The organism is Pseudomonas canadensis (assembly GCF_000503215.1).
GTDB lineage: Bacteria > Pseudomonadota > Gammaproteobacteria > Pseudomonadales > Pseudomonadaceae > Aquipseudomonas > Aquipseudomonas canadensis.
On the sequence record NZ_AYTD01000001.1, the window covers coordinates 320,671 to 337,543 of the forward strand.

The following is a 16,873-nucleotide window of genomic DNA, read 5'->3' on the forward strand; positions in this document are numbered from 1 at the left end:
CTTTTGCCCCCGCTAAGCCGGCGTACGTTCGGCGTGGAAGGTAACCGGTTGAATTGAAAAGAAATTTGCCTCGATATAAGAGGCAGCCTGGTGAGAAAGTGTCTATGAAAGCAGGTCTGTACCAACCCGATGAATTCAAGGATAACTGCGGTTTCGGCCTGATAGCCCATATGCAGGGCGAACCCAGTCATACCCTTTTGCAAACGGCCATCGAGGCCCTGACCTGCATGACCCACCGCGGTGGGATCAACGCCGACGGCAAGACCGGTGACGGTTGCGGCTTGCTGATTCAAAAGCCCGACCAGTTCCTGCGCGCTGTCGCAAAAGAGCAATTTGCGGTCGATCTGCCCAAGCAGTACGCCGTGGGCATGGTGTTTTTCAACCAGGATCCGGTCAAAGCCGAAGCCGCTCGCGAGAACATGAACCGCGAGATCCTGGCCGCCGGCCTGCAACTTGTCGGCTGGCGCAAAGTGCCGATCGACACCAGCGTACTTGGCCGCCTGGCCAACGAGCGCCTGCCGCAGATCGAGCAAGTGTTCATCGCAGGCGAGGGCCTTAGCGACCAGGACATGGCCATCAAGCTGTTCACCTCGCGTCGTCGTTCGTCGGTTTCCAATGCCGCCGACACCGACCACTACATCTGCAGCTTTTCCCACAAGACCATCATTTATAAAGGCCTGATGATGCCGGCGGACCTCACCGCCTTCTATCCAGACCTGAGCGATGAGCGCCTGCAAACCGCAATCTGCGTGTTCCACCAGCGCTTCTCCACCAACACCCTGCCGAAATGGCCGCTGGCCCAGCCATTCCGCTTCCTCGCCCACAACGGCGAGATCAACACCATCACTGGCAACCGCAACTGGGCCGTGGCCCGTCGCACCAAGTTCGCCAACGACTTGATGGACCTGGAAGAGCTCGGCCCGCTGGTCAACCGTGTGGGTTCCGACTCTTCCAGCATGGACAACATGCTCGAACTGATGGTCACCGGCGGCATCGACCTGTTCCGTGGCGTGCGTATGATCATTCCGCCAGCGTGGCAGAACGTCGAAACCATGGACCCGGATCTGCGTGCGTTCTACGAGTACAACTCGATGCACATGGAACCGTGGGACGGCCCGGCCGGCGTGGTCATGACTGACGGTCGCTACGCGGTGTGCCTGCTCGACCGTAACGGTCTGCGCCCGGCGCGTTGGGTCACCACCACCAATGGCTTCATCACCCTCGCGTCGGAAATCGGCGTGTGGAACTACAAGCCCGAAGACGTGATTGCCAAAGGCCGCGTTGGCCCTGGCCAGATCCTCGCCGTCGACACCGAAACCGGTCAGATCCTCGACACCGACGCCATCGACAACCGCTTGAAGTCGCGTCACCCGTACAAGCAATGGCTGCGCAAGAACGCCCTGCGCATCCAGGCGACCATGGAAGACAACGACCACGGTTCGGCGTTCTACGACGTCGACCAGCTCAAGCAATACATGAAGATGTATCAGGTCACGTTCGAAGAGCGCGACCAAGTGCTGCGTCCGCTCGGCGAGCAAGGCTACGAGGCGGTCGGTTCCATGGGCGATGACACGCCGATGGCCGTACTGTCCCAGCGCGTGCGCACGCCGTACGACTACTTCCGCCAGCAGTTCGCCCAGGTGACCAACCCACCGATCGACCCGCTGCGCGAAGCCATCGTGATGTCCCTGGAAGTGTGCCTCGGGGCCGAGCGCAACATCTTCCAGGAATCGCCTGAGCACGCCTCCCGCGTGATCCTCAGCTCGCCGGTTATTTCCCCGGCCAAGTGGCGTTCGTTGATGACCCTGGACCGCCCAGGCTTCGACCGCCAGATCATCGACCTGAACTACGACGAGAGCCTCGGCCTTGAAGCTGCTGTGCGCAACGTCGCGGACCAGGCCGAAGAGGCCGTGCGCGCCGGTCGTACCCAGATCGTATTGACCGACCGTCACATCGCGCCTGGCAAGCTGCCGATCCACGCTTCGCTGGCCACCGGCGCGGTGCATCACCGCCTGACCGAGAAAGGCCTGCGCTGCGATTCCAACATCCTCGTGGAAACCGCCACCGCCCGCGACCCGCATCACTTTGCGGTGCTGATCGGTTTCGGCGCCTCGGCGGTGTACCCGTTCCTCGCGTACGAAGTGCTGGGCGACCTGATCCGCACCGGTGAAGTGCTGGGCGACCTCTACGAGGTGTTCAAGAACTACCGTAAAGGCATCACCAAGGGGCTGTTGAAGATCCTGTCGAAGATGGGTATTTCCACCGTCACCTCGTACCGTGGTGCACAGTTGTTCGAAGCCATCGGCCTGTCCGAAGAGGTGTGCGACCTGAGCTTCCGTGGCGTGCCAAGCCGTATCAAGGGCGCGCGTTTCGTCGACATCGAAGCCGAGCAGAAAGCGCTGGCAGCCGAAGCCTGGAGTGCGCGCAAGCCAATCCAGCAAGGCGGCCTGCTCAAGTTCGTGCACGGTGGCGAATACCACGCGTACAACCCGGACGTAGTCAACACCCTGCAAGCCGCCGTGCAGCAGGGCGACTACGCCAAGTTCAAGGAATACACCTCGCTGGTGGACAACCGCCCGGTGTCGATGATCCGCGACCTGTTCAAGGTGAAGACCCTTGACACGCCGATGGACATCAGCGAAGTCGAGCCGCTGGAGTCGATCCTCAAGCGCTTCGACTCCGCCGGTATCTCCCTGGGCGCCTTGTCGCCCGAGGCTCACGAAGCCCTGGCCGAAGCCATGAACCGCCTGGGTGCGCGTTCCAACTCCGGCGAAGGCGGTGAAGACCCGGCGCGCTACGGCACCATCAAGAGCTCGAAAATCAAGCAGGTCGCGACGGGGCGTTTCGGTGTGACGCCGGAATACCTGGTCAACGCCGAAGTGCTGCAGATCAAGGTGGCCCAGGGCGCCAAGCCCGGAGAGGGCGGCCAACTGCCAGGCGGTAAGGTCAATGGTTTGATCGCCAAGCTGCGTTACGCAGTGCCGGGCGTGACGCTTATTTCGCCACCGCCGCACCACGACATTTATTCGATTGAAGATTTGTCGCAGCTGATTTTCGACCTGAAACAAGTCAACCCGCAGGCGCTGGTCTCGGTGAAACTGGTAGCAGAAGCCGGCGTGGGCACCATCGCCGCCGGTGTGGCCAAGGCCTATGCCGACCTGATCACCATCTCCGGCTACGACGGTGGCACCGGCGCTTCGCCGCTGACCTCCATCAAGTACGCGGGCGCACCGTGGGAGCTCGGCCTGGCCGAGACCCACCAGACCCTGCGTGGCAACGACCTGCGCGGCAAAGTACGGGTGCAGACCGACGGCGGCCTGAAAACCGGCCTCGATGTGATCAAGGCCGCGATCCTCGGCGCCGAAAGTTTCGGCTTCGGCACCGCGCCAATGATCGCCCTGGGCTGCAAATACCTGCGCATCTGCCACCTGAACAACTGCGCCACCGGCGTCGCCACTCAGAACGAGAAGCTGCGCAAAGATCACTACATCGGCACCGTCGACATGGTGGTGAACTTTTTCACCTATGTCGCCGAAGAAACCCGTGAATGGCTGGCCAAGCTGGGCGTGCGTTCTCTTGAAGAGCTGATCGGTCGCACCGACCTGTTGGAAATCCTTGAAGGCCAGACCGCCAAGCAACATCACCTGGACCTGACGCCGCTGTTGGGCAGCGATCACATTCCGGCCGACAAACCGCAGTTCTGCGGCGTCGAGCGCAACCCGCCCTTCGACAAAGGCCTGCTGGCCGAGAAGATGGTGGAAATCGCCGGTTCGTCGATCAACGATGCCAGCGGTGGCGAGTTCGCCCTGGATATCTGCAACTGCGACCGCTCCATCGGCGCCCGCATCTCCGGCGAAATCGCGCGCAAGCACGGCAACCAGGGCATGGCGAAAGCGCCGATCACTTTCCGCTTCAAAGGCACTGCGGGCCAGAGCTTTGGCGTGTGGAACGCCGGTGGCCTGCACATGTACCTGGAAGGCGACGCCAACGACTACGTGGGCAAGGGCATGACCGGCGGCAAGCTGGTGATCGTTCCGCCTAAAGGTAGCGTCTACAAGACCCAGGACAGTGCCATCATCGGCAACACCTGCTTGTACGGCGCCACCGGTGGCAAGCTGTTCGCCGCCGGTACTGCCGGTGAGCGTTTCGCCGTGCGCAACTCCGGTGCCCACACCGTGGTGGAAGGCACTGGCGATCACTGCTGTGAGTACATGACCGGGGGCTTTGTCGCGGTACTGGGCAAGACCGGTTACAACTTCGGTTCGGGCATGACCGGCGGTTTCGCCTACGTGCTCGACCAGGACAACACCTTCGTCGACAAGGTCAACCACGAGTTGGTCGAGATCCAGCGGATCAGCGGCGAAGCCATGGAGTCCTACCGGAACCACTTGCAGCACGTGCTGGACGAGTACGTCGAGGAGACCGGCAGCGAATGGGGTCGTAACCTCGCCGAAAACCTCGATGATTACCTGCGTCGTTTCTGGCTGGTCAAGCCCAAGGCTGCCAACCTGAAATCGTTGCTTTCCAGCATCCGTGCCAACCCGCAGTGATATGCGCCTGAAGAGTTTGATGAGGTTTTAACATGGCTGAACGTCTGAATAACGACTTCCAGTTCATCGATGTCGGGCGCAAAGATCCGAAGAAGAAACTGTTGCGTCAACGCAAGAAAGAGTTCGTGGAAATCTACGAACCCTTCAAACCCCAGCACTCGGCCGACCAGGCCCACCGTTGCCTGGGGTGCGGTAACCCGTATTGCGAATGGAAGTGCCCGGTGCACAACTTCATTCCCAACTGGCTGAAGCTGGTGGCCGAGGGCAACATCCTCGCCGCTGCCGAACTGTCGCACCAGACCAACACCCTGCCGGAAGTGTGCGGCCGGGTGTGCCCGCAAGACCGTCTGTGCGAGGGTGCCTGCACCCTTAACGACGGCTTTGGCGCGGTGACCATCGGTTCGGTGGAGAAGTACATCACTGACACCGCGTTCGCCATGGGCTGGCGTCCCGACATGTCCAAGGTCAAGCCGACTGGCAAGCGCGTCGCCATCATCGGCGCCGGCCCTGCCGGCCTGGGCTGCGCCGACGTATTGGTGCGCGGCGGCGTGACCCCGGTGGTGTTCGACAAGAACCCGGAAATCGGCGGCCTGCTGACTTTCGGTATCCCCGAGTTCAAGCTGGAAAAAACCGTCCTGAGCAACCGTCGTGAAGTGTTCACCGGCATGGGCATCGAGTTCCGCCTGAACACCGAGATCGGCAAAGACGTGACCATGGAGCAACTGCTCGAAGAATACGATGCGGTGTTCATGGGCATGGGCACCTACACCTACATGAAGGGCGGCTTTGCCGGTGAGGATCTGCCGGGCGTTTACGACGCGTTGGATTTCCTGATCGCCAACGTGAATCGCAACCTGGGCTTTGAAAAGTCGCCGGAAGATTTCGTCGACATGAAAGGCAAGAAGGTCGTGGTGCTGGGCGGTGGTGATACCGCGATGGACTGCAACCGCACCTCGATCCGCCAGGGCGCCAAATCGGTGACTTGTGCCTATCGTCGTGACGAAGCCAACATGCCCGGCTCGCGCAAAGAGGTGAAGAACGCCAAGGAAGAAGGTGTGAAATTCCTCTACAACCGCCAGCCGATCGCGATTGTCGGTGAAGACCGCGTCGAAGGCGTGAAGGTGGTCGAGACCCGTCTCGGCGAACCGGACGCCCGTGGTCGTCGCAGCCCCGAGCCGATCCCGGGTTCCGAAGAGATCATTCCGGCTGACGCCGTGGTCATCGCCTTCGGTTTCCGTCCAAGCCCGGCGCCGTGGTTCGAACAGTTCCAGATCCAGACCGACAGCCAGGGCCGCGTCGTGGCCCCGGAACAAGGCCAGTACAAGCATCAGACCAGCAACCCGAAAATCTTCGCCGGTGGCGACATGGTGCGCGGTTCCGACCTGGTGGTAACCGCGATCTTCGAAGGCCGCAATGCCGCCGAAGGCATCCTGGATTACCTGCAAGTCTGATCACCGCAGCCCTGTAGGAGCCGGTTTGCCGGCGATGGCGATCTTGAGGACGCCATCGCCGGCAAGCCGGCTCCTACAGGTCGGGGTTACTCCGTTCTCCGCGACAAATTGACCCGATAGACAAAAGGCACGGCGCATTCCGTGCCTTTTGCGTCTGGCTCTGAGAAAATGCCCGCACTTTTTTTGCGGATGCCGACATGACTGCCCTCAAGAACGACCGTTTCCTTCGTGCCCTGCTCAAGCAACCCGTGGACGTCACCCCTGTGTGGATGATGCGCCAAGCCGGTCGCTACCTGCCGGAATACCGCGCCAGTCGCGCCAACGCCGGTGACTTCATGAGCCTGTGCATGAACCCGGAGTTCGCCTGCGAAGTCACGATGCAGCCGCTGGACCGCTACCCACAACTGGACGCGGCCATCCTCTTCTCCGACATCCTCACCATCCCTGACGCCATGGGCCAAGGCCTGTACTTCGAAACCGGCGAAGGCCCACGTTTCAAGAAAGTCGTCAGCACCCTGGCCGATATCGAAGCCTTGCCGATCCCCGATCCGCACAAAGACCTCGGTTACGTGATGGACGCCGTCAGCACCATCCGCCGCGAGCTTAACGGCCGCGTGCCGCTGATCGGCTTCTCCGGCAGCCCCTGGACCCTGGCCACCTACATGGTCGAAGGCGGCTCGTCGAAAGACTTCCGCAAGACCAAGGCCATGCTCTATGACAACCCACAGGCCATGCACCTGCTGCTGGATAAGCTGGCGCAGTCGGTCACGTCCTACCTCAACGGCCAGATCATGGCCGGCGCGCAAGCCGTGCAGATCTTCGACACCTGGGGCGGCAACCTGTCGGCGGCAGCGTATCAGGAGTTCTCCCTAGCCTACATGCGCAAAATCGTCAACGGCCTGATCCGTGAACACGAAGGCCGCAAAGTGCCGGTAATCATGTTCACCAAGGGTGGCGGCCTGTGGCTGGAAAGCATTGCCGACGCCGGTGCCGACGCCCTGGGCCTGGACTGGACCTGCGACATTGGCGAAGCTCGCCAGCGCGTGGGCAACCGCGTCGCGCTGCAAGGCAACATGGACCCGACCGTGCTGTACGCCAAGCCGGAAGCCATCCGCACCGAAGTTGGCCGCATCCTCGCCAGCTACGGCAAAGGCACCGGGCATGTGTTCAACCTCGGCCATGGCATCACCCCGGAAGTGAACCCGGAGCACGCTGGTGCATTCCTGCGCGCGGTGCATGAGTTGTCGGCGCAGTATCACGAATAACACGCAAAACAAATGTGGGAGGGGGCTTGCCCCCGATGGCGGTGTACCAGTCAGTACAACTATGACTGATCTACCCTCATCGGGGGCAAGCCCCCTCCCACATTAAAAGCCAGAGAAACTCAGGCCTTCGCTTGCCCCAACGGCGGCAACTTCGCCAGCTTCAACGCCACCAGCAACGCGCCAATCAACAGCGCCACAATAAACGCCCCGATCCCATTCCACCCGGCAAAGTGCCAGAAGAACCCACCCGCCGTCCCGGCAATACTCGACCCTACGTAGTAGCAGAACAGGTACAGCGATGACGCTTGCCCCTTCGCCTTCACCGCGCGGCGGCCGATCCAGCTGCTGGCCACCGAGTGGGCGCCGAAGAAGCCGAAGGTGAAGATCAGCATGCCCGGCACCACCAGCCACAGGGGGGTGAACAGGGTCAGGGCCATGCCGGCCAGCATCAGCACGATGGTGCCCCACAGCACGCGACGGCGGCCGAGGCGGTCAGCCAAGGAGCCGATTTTCGCCGAGCTGTAGATGCCCGAGAGGTACACCAGCGACAGCAGACCGACCACCGCTTGGCTGAGGTCGTAGGGATCGGCCAGCAGGCGATAGCCGATGTAGTTGAACATGGTCACGAACGCCCCCATCAGCAGGAACGCTTCGAGGAACAACCAGGGCAGGCCTGCGTCCTTGAAGTGCATGACGAAGCCATCCACCAGGCTGCGCGGCTTGAGGCTGGTGGCGCGGAAGTTGCGCGATTCTGGGAGGATTTTCCAGAACACCGTGGCGGCGATCAGCGCCAGGGCGCCGATAATCAGCATGGCGGTGTGCCAACTGACGAAGTCGATCAACACGCCGATGATCAGCCGCCCGCTCATGCCGCCAATCGCGTTACCGCCGATGTACAAGCCCATGGCCAGGCCGATGTGCTGCGGGTGGATCTCTTCGCTCAGGTAGGTCATGGCTACGGCGGCCAGGCCGCTGAGCGACAGACCCACCAGTGCACGCATCAGCAGGATGCCTTCCCAGGTCGGCATAAGGCCGCTGGCGATGGTCGCCAGCGCGGCGCAGAACAACGCGGAGACCATCACCGGCTTGCGCCCCAGGCGGTCGGAAATCGGTCCGGTGATCAACAAACCGCACGCCAGCATCGCCGTGGCCACCGACAGGATCAGGCTGCTTTGTGCCGCATTGATGGAAAACTCTTGGGACAGCGCCGGCATCATCGGCTGCACGCAATACAGCAGCGCAAAAGTGGCGAACCCGCCGGAAAACAACGCCAGCACCGTGCGCATGAACATCGGCGTGCCTTTTTCGATGTACGCGTCATTGAGCTGGGCCACCACCTCATCCAGGGCGGTGGGCGGTACGTCTTGAGCGAGTGGAGCAACAGCAGCTTTCACGGGGACCTCGGGGAGGAAGAGCGTGCCAGGACAGGCAATGCAAAAAAGAATATAGCTCCCTAATGATTCTTTCCAATATATTGTTCGACCTGTTTGATAGCTTTAACGACCTAATGAGGCTCCCATGGAATTGCGTCACTTGCGGTACTTCATCGCCGTCGCCGAAGAACTGCATTTCGGCCGGGCCGCGCAGGTGCTGGGCATCTCGCAACCGCCGCTGAGCCAGCAGATCCAGGCGCTGGAGCAGGAAGTGGGGGCGCGGTTGTTTGAGCGTACCAATCGTCGGGTCGAACTGAGTGAAGCGGGGCGGTTGTTCCTGCAAGAGGCGCGATTGGTGTTGGCACAGGTCGACAAGGCGGCGGACGTAGCGCGCCGTGCGCAGTTGGGTGAGCTGGGCGAACTGAAGATTGGCTTCACCTCGTCGGCGCCGTTCAATTCCAGCATTCCCCAGGCGATCTTTGCGTTTCGCCAGGCGTTCCCGGCGGTGCATCTGAACCTGCAGGAGATGAGCAGTACCGAAGTGGCTGAGTCGCTGGTGGATGAGTCTATCCAAGTGGGCCTGATGCGGCCGCTGCCATTGCCGGATTCGCTGAGTGTGGTCGAGTTGATGCGTGAGCCGCTGGTGGCGGTGCTGAATGCTGGTCACCCGTTGGTGGCGGGCAGCGAGCGTGGTTTGCACCTGGCGCAATTGGCACAGGAGCCGTTTGTGTTTTTCCCGCGCACTTACGGCAGCGGCCTCTATGCCCAGTTGCTCAACCTGGCGCGTGATGCCGGCTTCAGCCCGCACTTTGCCCAGGAGGCCGGGGAGGCGATGACCATCATCGGCCTAGTGGCGGCGGGCTTGGGCGTGTCGGTACTGCCGGCGTCCTACCAGCGCATTCGGATCGATGGCGTGGTGTATCGCACGCTGCTGGATCAGGAGGCGATGACGGCGGTGTGGCTGGTGCAACGCAAGGGCGCGCAGACGCCGATGGCAGAGGCGTTTGTGGAGTTGTTGACGCGCAAGGCCTTGGTGTAGACGTGCTCACATATCAGGTAACGCAAGCTGCTTAGCGATTCGCGGGACAGTTATGCAGAATCGCTTTTTCTCAAGCGAGTGATATGGATGGCACTTCTCTATCAGCCCAAGGAGGGCAGCGTGTTGATTTGTGACTTTCGAGGCTATGAGGTCCCGGAAATCATAAAGATCCGCCCGGTCATTGTGATACGCAAGCACCGAACCAATAAGTTGTTGGTGACGGTTGTGCCGTTGAGTACTACTGCGCCGCAGACGGTTCTGGATCACCACTGCCAGCTTGATAGTCATCTTCAAGGAGCAAGCCCTATCTGTTGGGCGAAATGTGACATTGTGGCAACCGTCAGCTTGGGAAGGCTCGACCGAATCAAAAGCAAAGATCGTCATGGCAAACGAACTTACAAAATCGCTGAGCTCACTTCTGATCAGCTTCTAGCAATAAAGGCGGCGGTGCGCAGCGCGTTGGGGTTGCGCTGAGGGATGAACGGCACTTTGCCACAGGTTGCCGTAAAGTTGTTTTCAGGCATACTGCCCACGTTCCCGAAAGGGGCTTGTGAGACTCTGAGGATCCTGGGCAACCAGCAATCGCAGAGCCAGGCAGGAAGCGGCGATGACAAGCCAACCTGTTTGTGAAGAGGGCGCCGAAAGGCGCCCTTTGTCGTTTCTGTAGAGCCTGAATTCGTTTTACTTGGTGGTGCCGGTTTGCTCAAACAACTGCGCCGCCGTCCCCGCCTCATTCACGCCATTGCTGCGCAACCCCGCCATGATGTCGCTGTCCAGATTGTTCACCCAACGGTTGTAGTTGCGATGGATCTTGCCGTCCTTGTAGCCCAGGGCGCGGCTGTCGCGGTAGGTGATGGCGTAGCTGTTGCGGGTGTAGCGGATGTCGATGGCTGCGTAATACTGGTTACGCACGTTGATCTCGGCCTGTACCAGCTGCGGGCTCAGGCGTTGTACCGTCCACTCGCGTTTTTGCAGGGCGTTGACGATCACCGTTTTCATTTTTTCTTCGCTGACCTGGGCGTCGGCTGGCAGGTTGTGCTGGGTGTTGAGGATCGGCTTGCTGGTGCAACCGGCGGTGACCAACAGGGCCAGGGTGATCAGGGTGACGCGTAGCAAGGAAGACATTCCGTATTCTCCAATCGATTTGAAAGTCAGGACCAGCGGCGGAAGATCAGCGAGGTGTTGACGCCGCCAAAGGCAAAGTTGTTGTTCATCACGTAGTCGTGGTGCATCTCCCGGAATTCAACTTGCAGGTAATCCAGCTCGCCGCATTGCGGGTCGACCGAATCCAGGTTGAAGGTGTGCACGTATTGGTCGCGGTTCATCATCTCGATGCTGAACCACGACTCCAGCGCGCCGCACGCGCCCAAGGTGTGGCCGAGAAAGCTCTTTTGTGAGCTGATGGGCATGCGGCTGCCGAACAGGCTGCTGGTCGCCAGTGTTTCGGCGATATCGCCCTGGTCGGTGGCGGTGCCGTGACCGTTCACGTAGCCGATTGCGGATGGCTCAAGCCCGGCATCTTCCAGGGCCAGTTCCATCGCGCGGCGCATGGTTTTCTGCTCTGGGCGGGTAGTGTGCTGGCCGTCGGCGTTGCTGCCGAAGCCCACCAGCTCGGCGTGGATATGCGCACCGCGTGCCAACGCGTGCTCCAGTTCCTCCAACACCAGCATGCCGCCGCCTTCACCGATCACCAGACCGTCACGACCACTGTCATAGGGACGTGGACTGGTCTGAGGCGCATCGTTCTTGAGGCTGGTGGCGTAGAGCGCATCGAATACCATGGCCTCAGTGGGGCAAAGCTCCTCGGCGCCGCCGGCGAGCATCAACGGCAGGCGGCCGAACTTGATTGCTTCATAGGCATAGCCAATGCCCTGGCTGCCGCTGGTGCAAGCGCTGGACGTGGGGATCAGCCGCCCGGTCAGGCCAAAGAAGATGCTGATATTCGCCGCCGTGGTGTGCGGCATCATGCGCACGTAGGAGTTGGCATTCAGCCCCTCGGCCACCGAGTTCAGCAGCATGTTGCCGAACGCCTTGATCTCGTCGGTGCTGCCGGTGGACGAGCCACAGGCCACGCCCATGCGCCCGTCCTTGATTGACTCATCGCCGAGCAAGCCCGCGTCCTGCAACGCCTGCTCTGCCGCCCACACCGCAAGGCGCGACACCCGGCCCATGCTGCGCAGTTGTTTGCGCGTCCAGTGTGCGGGCACGACAAAATCGTCGATCGGCCCGGCTAGGCGCGTGTTCAGTTCGGTAAAGCGGTCCCACTCATCCATGCGCCGGATGCCGCTGCGGTTGGCGCGGAAGTTGGCGGCGATGGTGTCCCAATCGCTGCCCAGGGAGGTCATGCCGGCCATGCCGGTGACGACGACGCGTTTCATCAGCACAGGCCTCCATTCACGGCCAGGACCTGGCGCGTGATGTAGCTAGCCTCGGCCGACATCAGGAAATTCACCGCGCCGGCCACCTCTTCCGGCGTGCCCATGCGCTGCGCCGGGATCATCTTCATCAGTTCTTCCACCGGCACGTTCTCATCCAGCATGGCGGTGTCGATCAAGCCCGGAGCGACGCAATTGACAGTAATCTTGCGCTTGCCCAGCTCGATGGCCAGGGCCTTGGCTGCACCGATCAAACCGGCTTTCGAGGCGCTGTAATTGACCTGGCCACGGTTGCCGATCAGCCCGGAAACCGAGGTGATGCACACGATGCGGCCGGCCGCGCGACGACGAATCATCGGCATCATCACCGGGTGCAACACGTTGTAGAAACCGTCGAGGTTGGTGCGCATCACCACGTCCCAGTCGTCGTCCGACAAGGCCGGGAAGGCGCCGTCTCGGGTCAGGCCGGCGTTGAGCACCACGCCGTAATAGGCGCCGTGTTGCTCAACGTCAGCTTCGAGGATTTCCTTGCACGCAGCACGATCCGCCACATCGAATTGCAGCACCCGCGCCTTGCGGCCCAGGGCTTCAACCTCGGCCTGCACTGCATCGGCGTCGCTACGGCCACTGCGGCAATGCAGCACGATGTCATGCCCGGCCTGAGCCAGGCGCAGTGCGATGGCGCGGCCGATGCCACGGCTGGAGCCGGTGACCAGTACGGATTCAGTCATGGCGTTACGTCCTTCGATTCATCTAAATAGTTGGCCGCCTGGGGCGGTCGAAATACATTCAAGCGGGCGCTGGCCTGGATCCCGTCGCCGGTCAGGTGGCATTCGAACACACCCATGCCATTGTCGTCTTCCAAAGAGCGCAGGCCGTGGATCGCCAGCTCGGCGCCGACCGGGAAGTGTTCCACATTGCACTCGAACTTGCGTGTGCCGAGCAGGAAGCCCAGTTCCACCGCTTCACCTTTCTGGCGCGCGCGGCAACCGGCGTAGGCGGCGACGCTTTGCGCCATCAACTCGATGCCGACCCAGGCCGGCAGGCTGCCGTCCGGGCGGTTGAACAGGCCGCCGGGTTTGACCGTGACGCGGGTGTGGATCTGCTCTTCATCGAACGACAACACCTGGTCGATCAGGATCATGTCGCCCGCATGGGGCAGCAGTTCAGCGAGTGGCCAATCGATCATGGGGCCTCTCCGATAATCAGGCTGACGTTGTTGCCGCCGAAGGCAAACGAATTGCTCATCAGGCAGCGCTTTCCTAGGGTTTCTGCAGCCTGCGCCCACTGCAAGGCGGGCAGGGCCGGGTCGGCCTGGCCGTCCCACACGTGGGGTGGGACGCGGTTGTGAGCCAGGCTCAACCAACAGAACGCCGCTTCCAGCGCCCCGGCTGCGCCCAGGGTGTGACCGCTCATGGGTTTGGTCGATGAGCAGGCCACGCCGTGCGGGAACAGGCTGGCGACGGCCAGGCTTTCCATGGCGTCGTTATGTTGGGTGGCGGTGCCGTGCAAGTTCAGGTAACCGATCTGCTCGGGCTGCAATCGGGCGCTGGCCAAGGCCTTGCGCATTGACTGCAACGCGCCTTTGCCGGTGGGCTCGGGCGCGGAGATATGGTGCGCATCGCAACTGGCGCCGCTGCCCAGCAGGGCGATGGGCGCGGGTTCCTTGCTCATCACAAACAGCACGGCCGCTTCGCCGATGTTGATGCCGTTGCGGTTCACCGAGAACGGATTGCAGCGCTCGTTCGACACCGCTTCCAATGAGCTGAAACCGTTGAGTGTCAGCTTGCACAGGCTGTCGACGCCGCCGCAGATCACTGCATCGCACACGCCCAGGTCCAGCAGGCGCTGGGCACTCATCAAGGCACGGGCGCTGGAGGTGCAGGCGGTGGAGATCACATAGGCCGGGCCACTCAGTTGCAGCCAGTCGGCGAGGAAATTCGCCGGCGCGCTGAGTTCCTGCTGCTGGTAGTCGTAGTCGCCGGGGAACTGGTGTTCGCGCAAAAAGTGCGCGATGCCCCGACTGGCTTCGTCGATGCCCGAGGTGCTGGTGCCGAGCACAACGCCGACCCGTGACGCGCCGTAGGTGTGGATCGCCTGTCGGATATCGCCTTCGATCTGCAACGCCGCTTCCAGCAGCAACTGGTTATTGCGGCTGCTTTGCTGGCCCAGCTCGGGCGGGATGATTGCCAAGTCGCCTTTCACGGCGCCCACCGGCAATACGCGCTCCGGCACCCAGCCGCTTTCAGGGCGCATGCCGGAGCAGTCCCCGGCAAACAGGCTGCGGCTGACCTCGTCCTGGCCGCGGCCAAGGGCGCAGATCACGCCCAGGGCGTTGAGGTAAGCGCTCATCGAGCGGCTCCAAGCGGTGTGATGCGGTAACTCAAGGGCTGGCCGGCCATGTTCACGCTGAAGACCTCGGACGATTGATACACGATCTGCCAATGCCCCGGCAGGGTGCGCGTCAGGTCCATGGCCTGGGCGCTGGGGTAGAGCGCGCGCACGTCATCGGCCGACGTCAGGGCAAATAGCAACGCGGCAAACAGCTCGCGCGCCTGGGGATTGGGCGGCAGCAAGCCGTCGGCCTGCCACTCGCCATCGATCAGTTTTTGTCGGGCCTGGGGAATGCCCAGCGGGTCCATCATCGACCAGCGAATGCCGCCGCTTTCGCGCTGGATCACCAACAGCCAGTCCTGGCTCTGGCCGTCGGCCAGGCGCTGCACATGCAATTGCAGCGGCAAGGCCAGGGTTGGGGTTTTCTCCGGCAGCGGCGGCTGGCTGGCGCAGGCGCTCAGCAGCAACAGGCAGCCGATCAACAGCATGCGCATCATGGGGCTGCGCTCGTTAAGGGTTTGCGTGCCACGCAGTTGACCAGGGTTTCCTCGCGCTGCCCCACCGGCGGCGCCTTGCGCAGGCCCCAGCGTTCCAGCAGGCCGAAATCGCTGGAGCGGCTCCACCACAAGTACGGGTACGAGATGTTCTGCGGACCGAATTCAAAGCCCTGCTCGCGGAGCATATCCAGGTACTCATCGGCGCTTTTCTGCACATGCATCGGGTGGCGGAACAGCCAGCGAATCACCCAGGTGTCGATATAGGCTTCGGTGGATTCTGCAAACAGCAGATAACCGCCCGGCTTGAGCACACGGTAGAACTCCTTGAGCGCGCGGTGCTGCTCGACCAGGTGGTGAAAGGTCTGGTGGCAGAACAGGATATCGACGCTTTCGTCCGGCACTTGCAAGGTGGCGCAGTCGCTGCCGATCAGCTCGATGGCCAAGCCTTGGCGCTGAGCTTCTTCGCGGCTCAGTTCCAGGCTGTGCGGGTCGGCATCCAGGCCGATCAGGCGCTCGGGAGCGAACACCTGCTGCAAGTATTGGAACGATTTGCCTTGGCCGCAACCGGCGTCCAGCAGTACCGGGGCCTCGGGCAGCGGGTCGGTAAACAGGCTGCGCAGGTCGTTGATCGCCACGCGCAGCACATGGTGCTGCCAGGTGTGGCTGCGCAGGAACCAAAAGCCGAACCTGGTTTCTTCGACGTAGTTCTTACTTAAGTACTGACTGCTCATACCGGCTCACTCGCACAAATCTCCGACAACATCCGCAACCGCCGCTTGGGCTCGCTGACAAACGGGTTGCGCTCATCCCACGCGTAGCCGGCGAGGATCGAGCTGATCATCCGGCGAATCTCCGGCGAGCTGTCCGGGTGGTAGATCACATCCTGGAACGTCCCGGCGTACCAGCCTTCGACGTAACAGCGGAAGGTGTCCACGCCGCGTTTCAAGGGCACGGCAAACTCGTTCTCCCAGTCCACGGTTTCGCCCTTGAGCTGACGGTGCAACACAGCGGCCGCCATGCTTGCCGAGCGCATCGCGATGGTCACCCCGGAAGAAAACACCGGGTCGAGGAATTCCGCCGCATTGCCCAGCAGCGCGAAGCCCGGTCCGTGCAGGGTTTTGACGTTGGCTGCGTAGCCACCGAGGGTGCGCGCCGGGGTGTCCCACACGGCGTTTTGCAGCACGCCGGCAAGGCTCGGGGTTTCGGCGATAAAGCCGCGCAGGCAGGCGTCGAGGTCGCCATCGCGACCGTCGAAATGCTCCTTGGCCGCGACTACGCCCACCGAACAACGCCCGTTGCTGAACGGAATGGTCCAGAACCAGATGTCACGCTGGGTCGGATGGGTGGTCACCAGAATCTTGGTGCGATCAAAGCCGGGATGTTCGATGCGGTCTTCGACGTGGGTGAACACGGCTTGGCGTACGGGGAAGTCGGACGGCAGGTCCAAGTCCAGCAGACGCGGCAGCACGCGGCCATAGCCGCTGGCGTCGAGTACGAACTTGGCCTTGAGGTGGTACTCGCTGCCGTTCTCACGGCGCACATGCAGGTAGCGGCTCTCGCCGCTGAAATCCACGCCGACGATAGTTTCGCCGTAGCGGATCTCCACACCTTGCTTGGCGGCCTGATCGGCCAGCAACTTGTCGAACTCGCCGCGCTGCACCTGGAAGGTGGTCGGCTTGCCGTTGCTGAAGGTGTCACTGAAATCAAATGCGCTGTAGCGCTCGCCCCAGGCGAACGCGGCGCCGGTTTTCACCTGGAACCCTGCGGCCTGTACGGCGTCGAGCATGCCGGCTTCTTCGATGAAATCGATGCAGTGCGACAGCAGGCTTTCGCCGATCGAGAACCGTGGGAAATGCTGGCGCTCGATGATCAATACATCATGCCCTTTGCGCTTTAACAGCGCGGCGGCGATGGCCCCGGACGGACCGGCACCGATCACCACCACCTGGCGACGTTCCATTTCAACTGTGGGCACGAGGGCTCCTTGCC

Annotated in this window: 14 protein-coding genes; 5 read left to right on the top strand and 9 right to left on the bottom strand. The window is 61.9% G+C overall.

Annotated features, from left to right (window positions below; genetic code table 11):
- The first annotated feature begins 104 nt into the window (after positions 1 to 104).
- The 3 genes from gltB to hemE all read left to right on the top strand — a co-directional run bounded on the left by gltB (position 105) and on the right by hemE (position 7,266).
- Positions 105 to 4,550, top strand: coding sequence for a glutamate synthase large subunit (gene gltB, locus U367_RS0101425; protein WP_028615425.1), 4,446 nt, complete (start codon positions 105 to 107; stop codon positions 4,548 to 4,550).
- Positions 4,551 to 4,582: 32 nt separating this feature from the next.
- On the top strand, positions 4,583 to 6,001 hold the full coding sequence (locus U367_RS0101430; protein ID WP_010213750.1) for an FAD-dependent oxidoreductase: 1,419 nt from the start codon (positions 4,583 to 4,585) through the stop codon (positions 5,999 to 6,001).
- 197 nt (positions 6,002 to 6,198) lie between these two features.
- Positions 6,199 to 7,266 (top strand): uroporphyrinogen decarboxylase, encoded by a 1,068-nt coding sequence (gene hemE / locus U367_RS0101435; RefSeq protein WP_028615426.1) that lies wholly within the window; start codon positions 6,199 to 6,201, stop codon positions 7,264 to 7,266.
- A 119-nt stretch (positions 7,267 to 7,385) separates the two neighbouring features.
- Here the strand turns inward: hemE and U367_RS0101440 are convergent, their stop codons facing one another.
- Complete coding sequence (locus U367_RS0101440) at positions 7,386 to 8,612, bottom strand: MFS transporter (protein WP_268964151.1); 1,227 nt, start codon at positions 8,610 to 8,612, stop codon at positions 7,386 to 7,388.
- Between the two features lie 172 nt (positions 8,613 to 8,784).
- On the opposite strand from U367_RS0101440, the gene U367_RS0101445 reads away from it, so the two are divergent.
- Both U367_RS0101445 and U367_RS0101450 read left to right on the top strand, forming a co-directional pair.
- Positions 8,785 to 9,678 (top strand): LysR family transcriptional regulator, encoded by an 894-nt coding sequence (locus tag U367_RS0101445; RefSeq protein WP_028615428.1) that lies wholly within the window; start codon positions 8,785 to 8,787, stop codon positions 9,676 to 9,678.
- A gap of 87 nt (positions 9,679 to 9,765) precedes the next feature.
- Complete coding sequence (locus U367_RS0101450; protein ID WP_028615429.1) at positions 9,766 to 10,152, top strand: type II toxin-antitoxin system PemK/MazF family toxin; 387 nt, start codon at positions 9,766 to 9,768, stop codon at positions 10,150 to 10,152.
- Positions 10,153 to 10,359: 207 nt separating this feature from the next.
- On the opposite strand, the gene U367_RS0101455 is transcribed toward U367_RS0101450, so the two are convergent.
- Genes U367_RS0101455 through U367_RS0101490 form a run of 8 tightly spaced genes read right to left on the bottom strand, consistent with a single transcriptional unit; the run spans position 10,360 to position 16,859 of the window.
- Positions 10,360 to 10,803, bottom strand: coding sequence for a hypothetical protein (locus U367_RS0101455; RefSeq protein WP_028615430.1), 444 nt, complete (start codon positions 10,801 to 10,803; stop codon positions 10,360 to 10,362).
- A gap of 26 nt (positions 10,804 to 10,829) precedes the next feature.
- Positions 10,830 to 12,056 carry a beta-ketoacyl-ACP synthase gene (locus U367_RS0101460; RefSeq protein WP_028615431.1) on the bottom strand — a complete coding sequence of 409 codons (1,227 nt, stop codon included), beginning with the start codon at positions 12,054 to 12,056 and terminating at the stop codon, positions 10,830 to 10,832.
- Positions 12,056 to 12,784, bottom strand: a complete 729-nt coding sequence (locus U367_RS0101465) for a 3-ketoacyl-ACP reductase FabG2 (RefSeq protein ID WP_028615432.1) — start codon at positions 12,782 to 12,784, stop codon at positions 12,056 to 12,058. The genes U367_RS0101460 and U367_RS0101465 overlap by 1 nt, the downstream gene beginning before the upstream one ends.
- Entirely contained in the window at positions 12,781 to 13,242 is a 462-nt protein-coding gene (locus U367_RS0101470; protein WP_028615433.1) for an ApeP family dehydratase, read from the bottom strand. The genes U367_RS0101465 and U367_RS0101470 overlap by 4 nt, the downstream gene beginning before the upstream one ends.
- On the bottom strand, positions 13,239 to 14,405 hold the full coding sequence (locus tag U367_RS0101475) for a beta-ketoacyl-[acyl-carrier-protein] synthase family protein (RefSeq protein ID WP_028615434.1): 1,167 nt from the start codon (positions 14,403 to 14,405) through the stop codon (positions 13,239 to 13,241). Before U367_RS0101475 ends, U367_RS0101470 begins: the two co-directional genes overlap by 4 nt.
- Positions 14,402 to 14,884 (bottom strand): hypothetical protein, encoded by a 483-nt coding sequence (locus U367_RS0101480; RefSeq protein ID WP_028615435.1) that lies wholly within the window; start codon positions 14,882 to 14,884, stop codon positions 14,402 to 14,404. The genes U367_RS0101475 and U367_RS0101480 overlap by 4 nt, the downstream gene beginning before the upstream one ends.
- The gene (locus U367_RS0101485) at positions 14,881 to 15,615 is read right to left on the bottom strand and encodes a class I SAM-dependent methyltransferase (protein WP_028615436.1); all 735 of its coding nucleotides are present in this window, start codon (positions 15,613 to 15,615) and stop codon (positions 14,881 to 14,883) included. Before U367_RS0101485 ends, U367_RS0101480 begins: the two co-directional genes overlap by 4 nt.
- Complete coding sequence (locus U367_RS0101490; RefSeq protein ID WP_028615437.1) at positions 15,612 to 16,859, bottom strand: NAD(P)/FAD-dependent oxidoreductase; 1,248 nt, start codon at positions 16,857 to 16,859, stop codon at positions 15,612 to 15,614. The genes U367_RS0101485 and U367_RS0101490 overlap by 4 nt, the downstream gene beginning before the upstream one ends.
- Positions 16,860 to 16,873 lie beyond the last annotated feature (14 nt).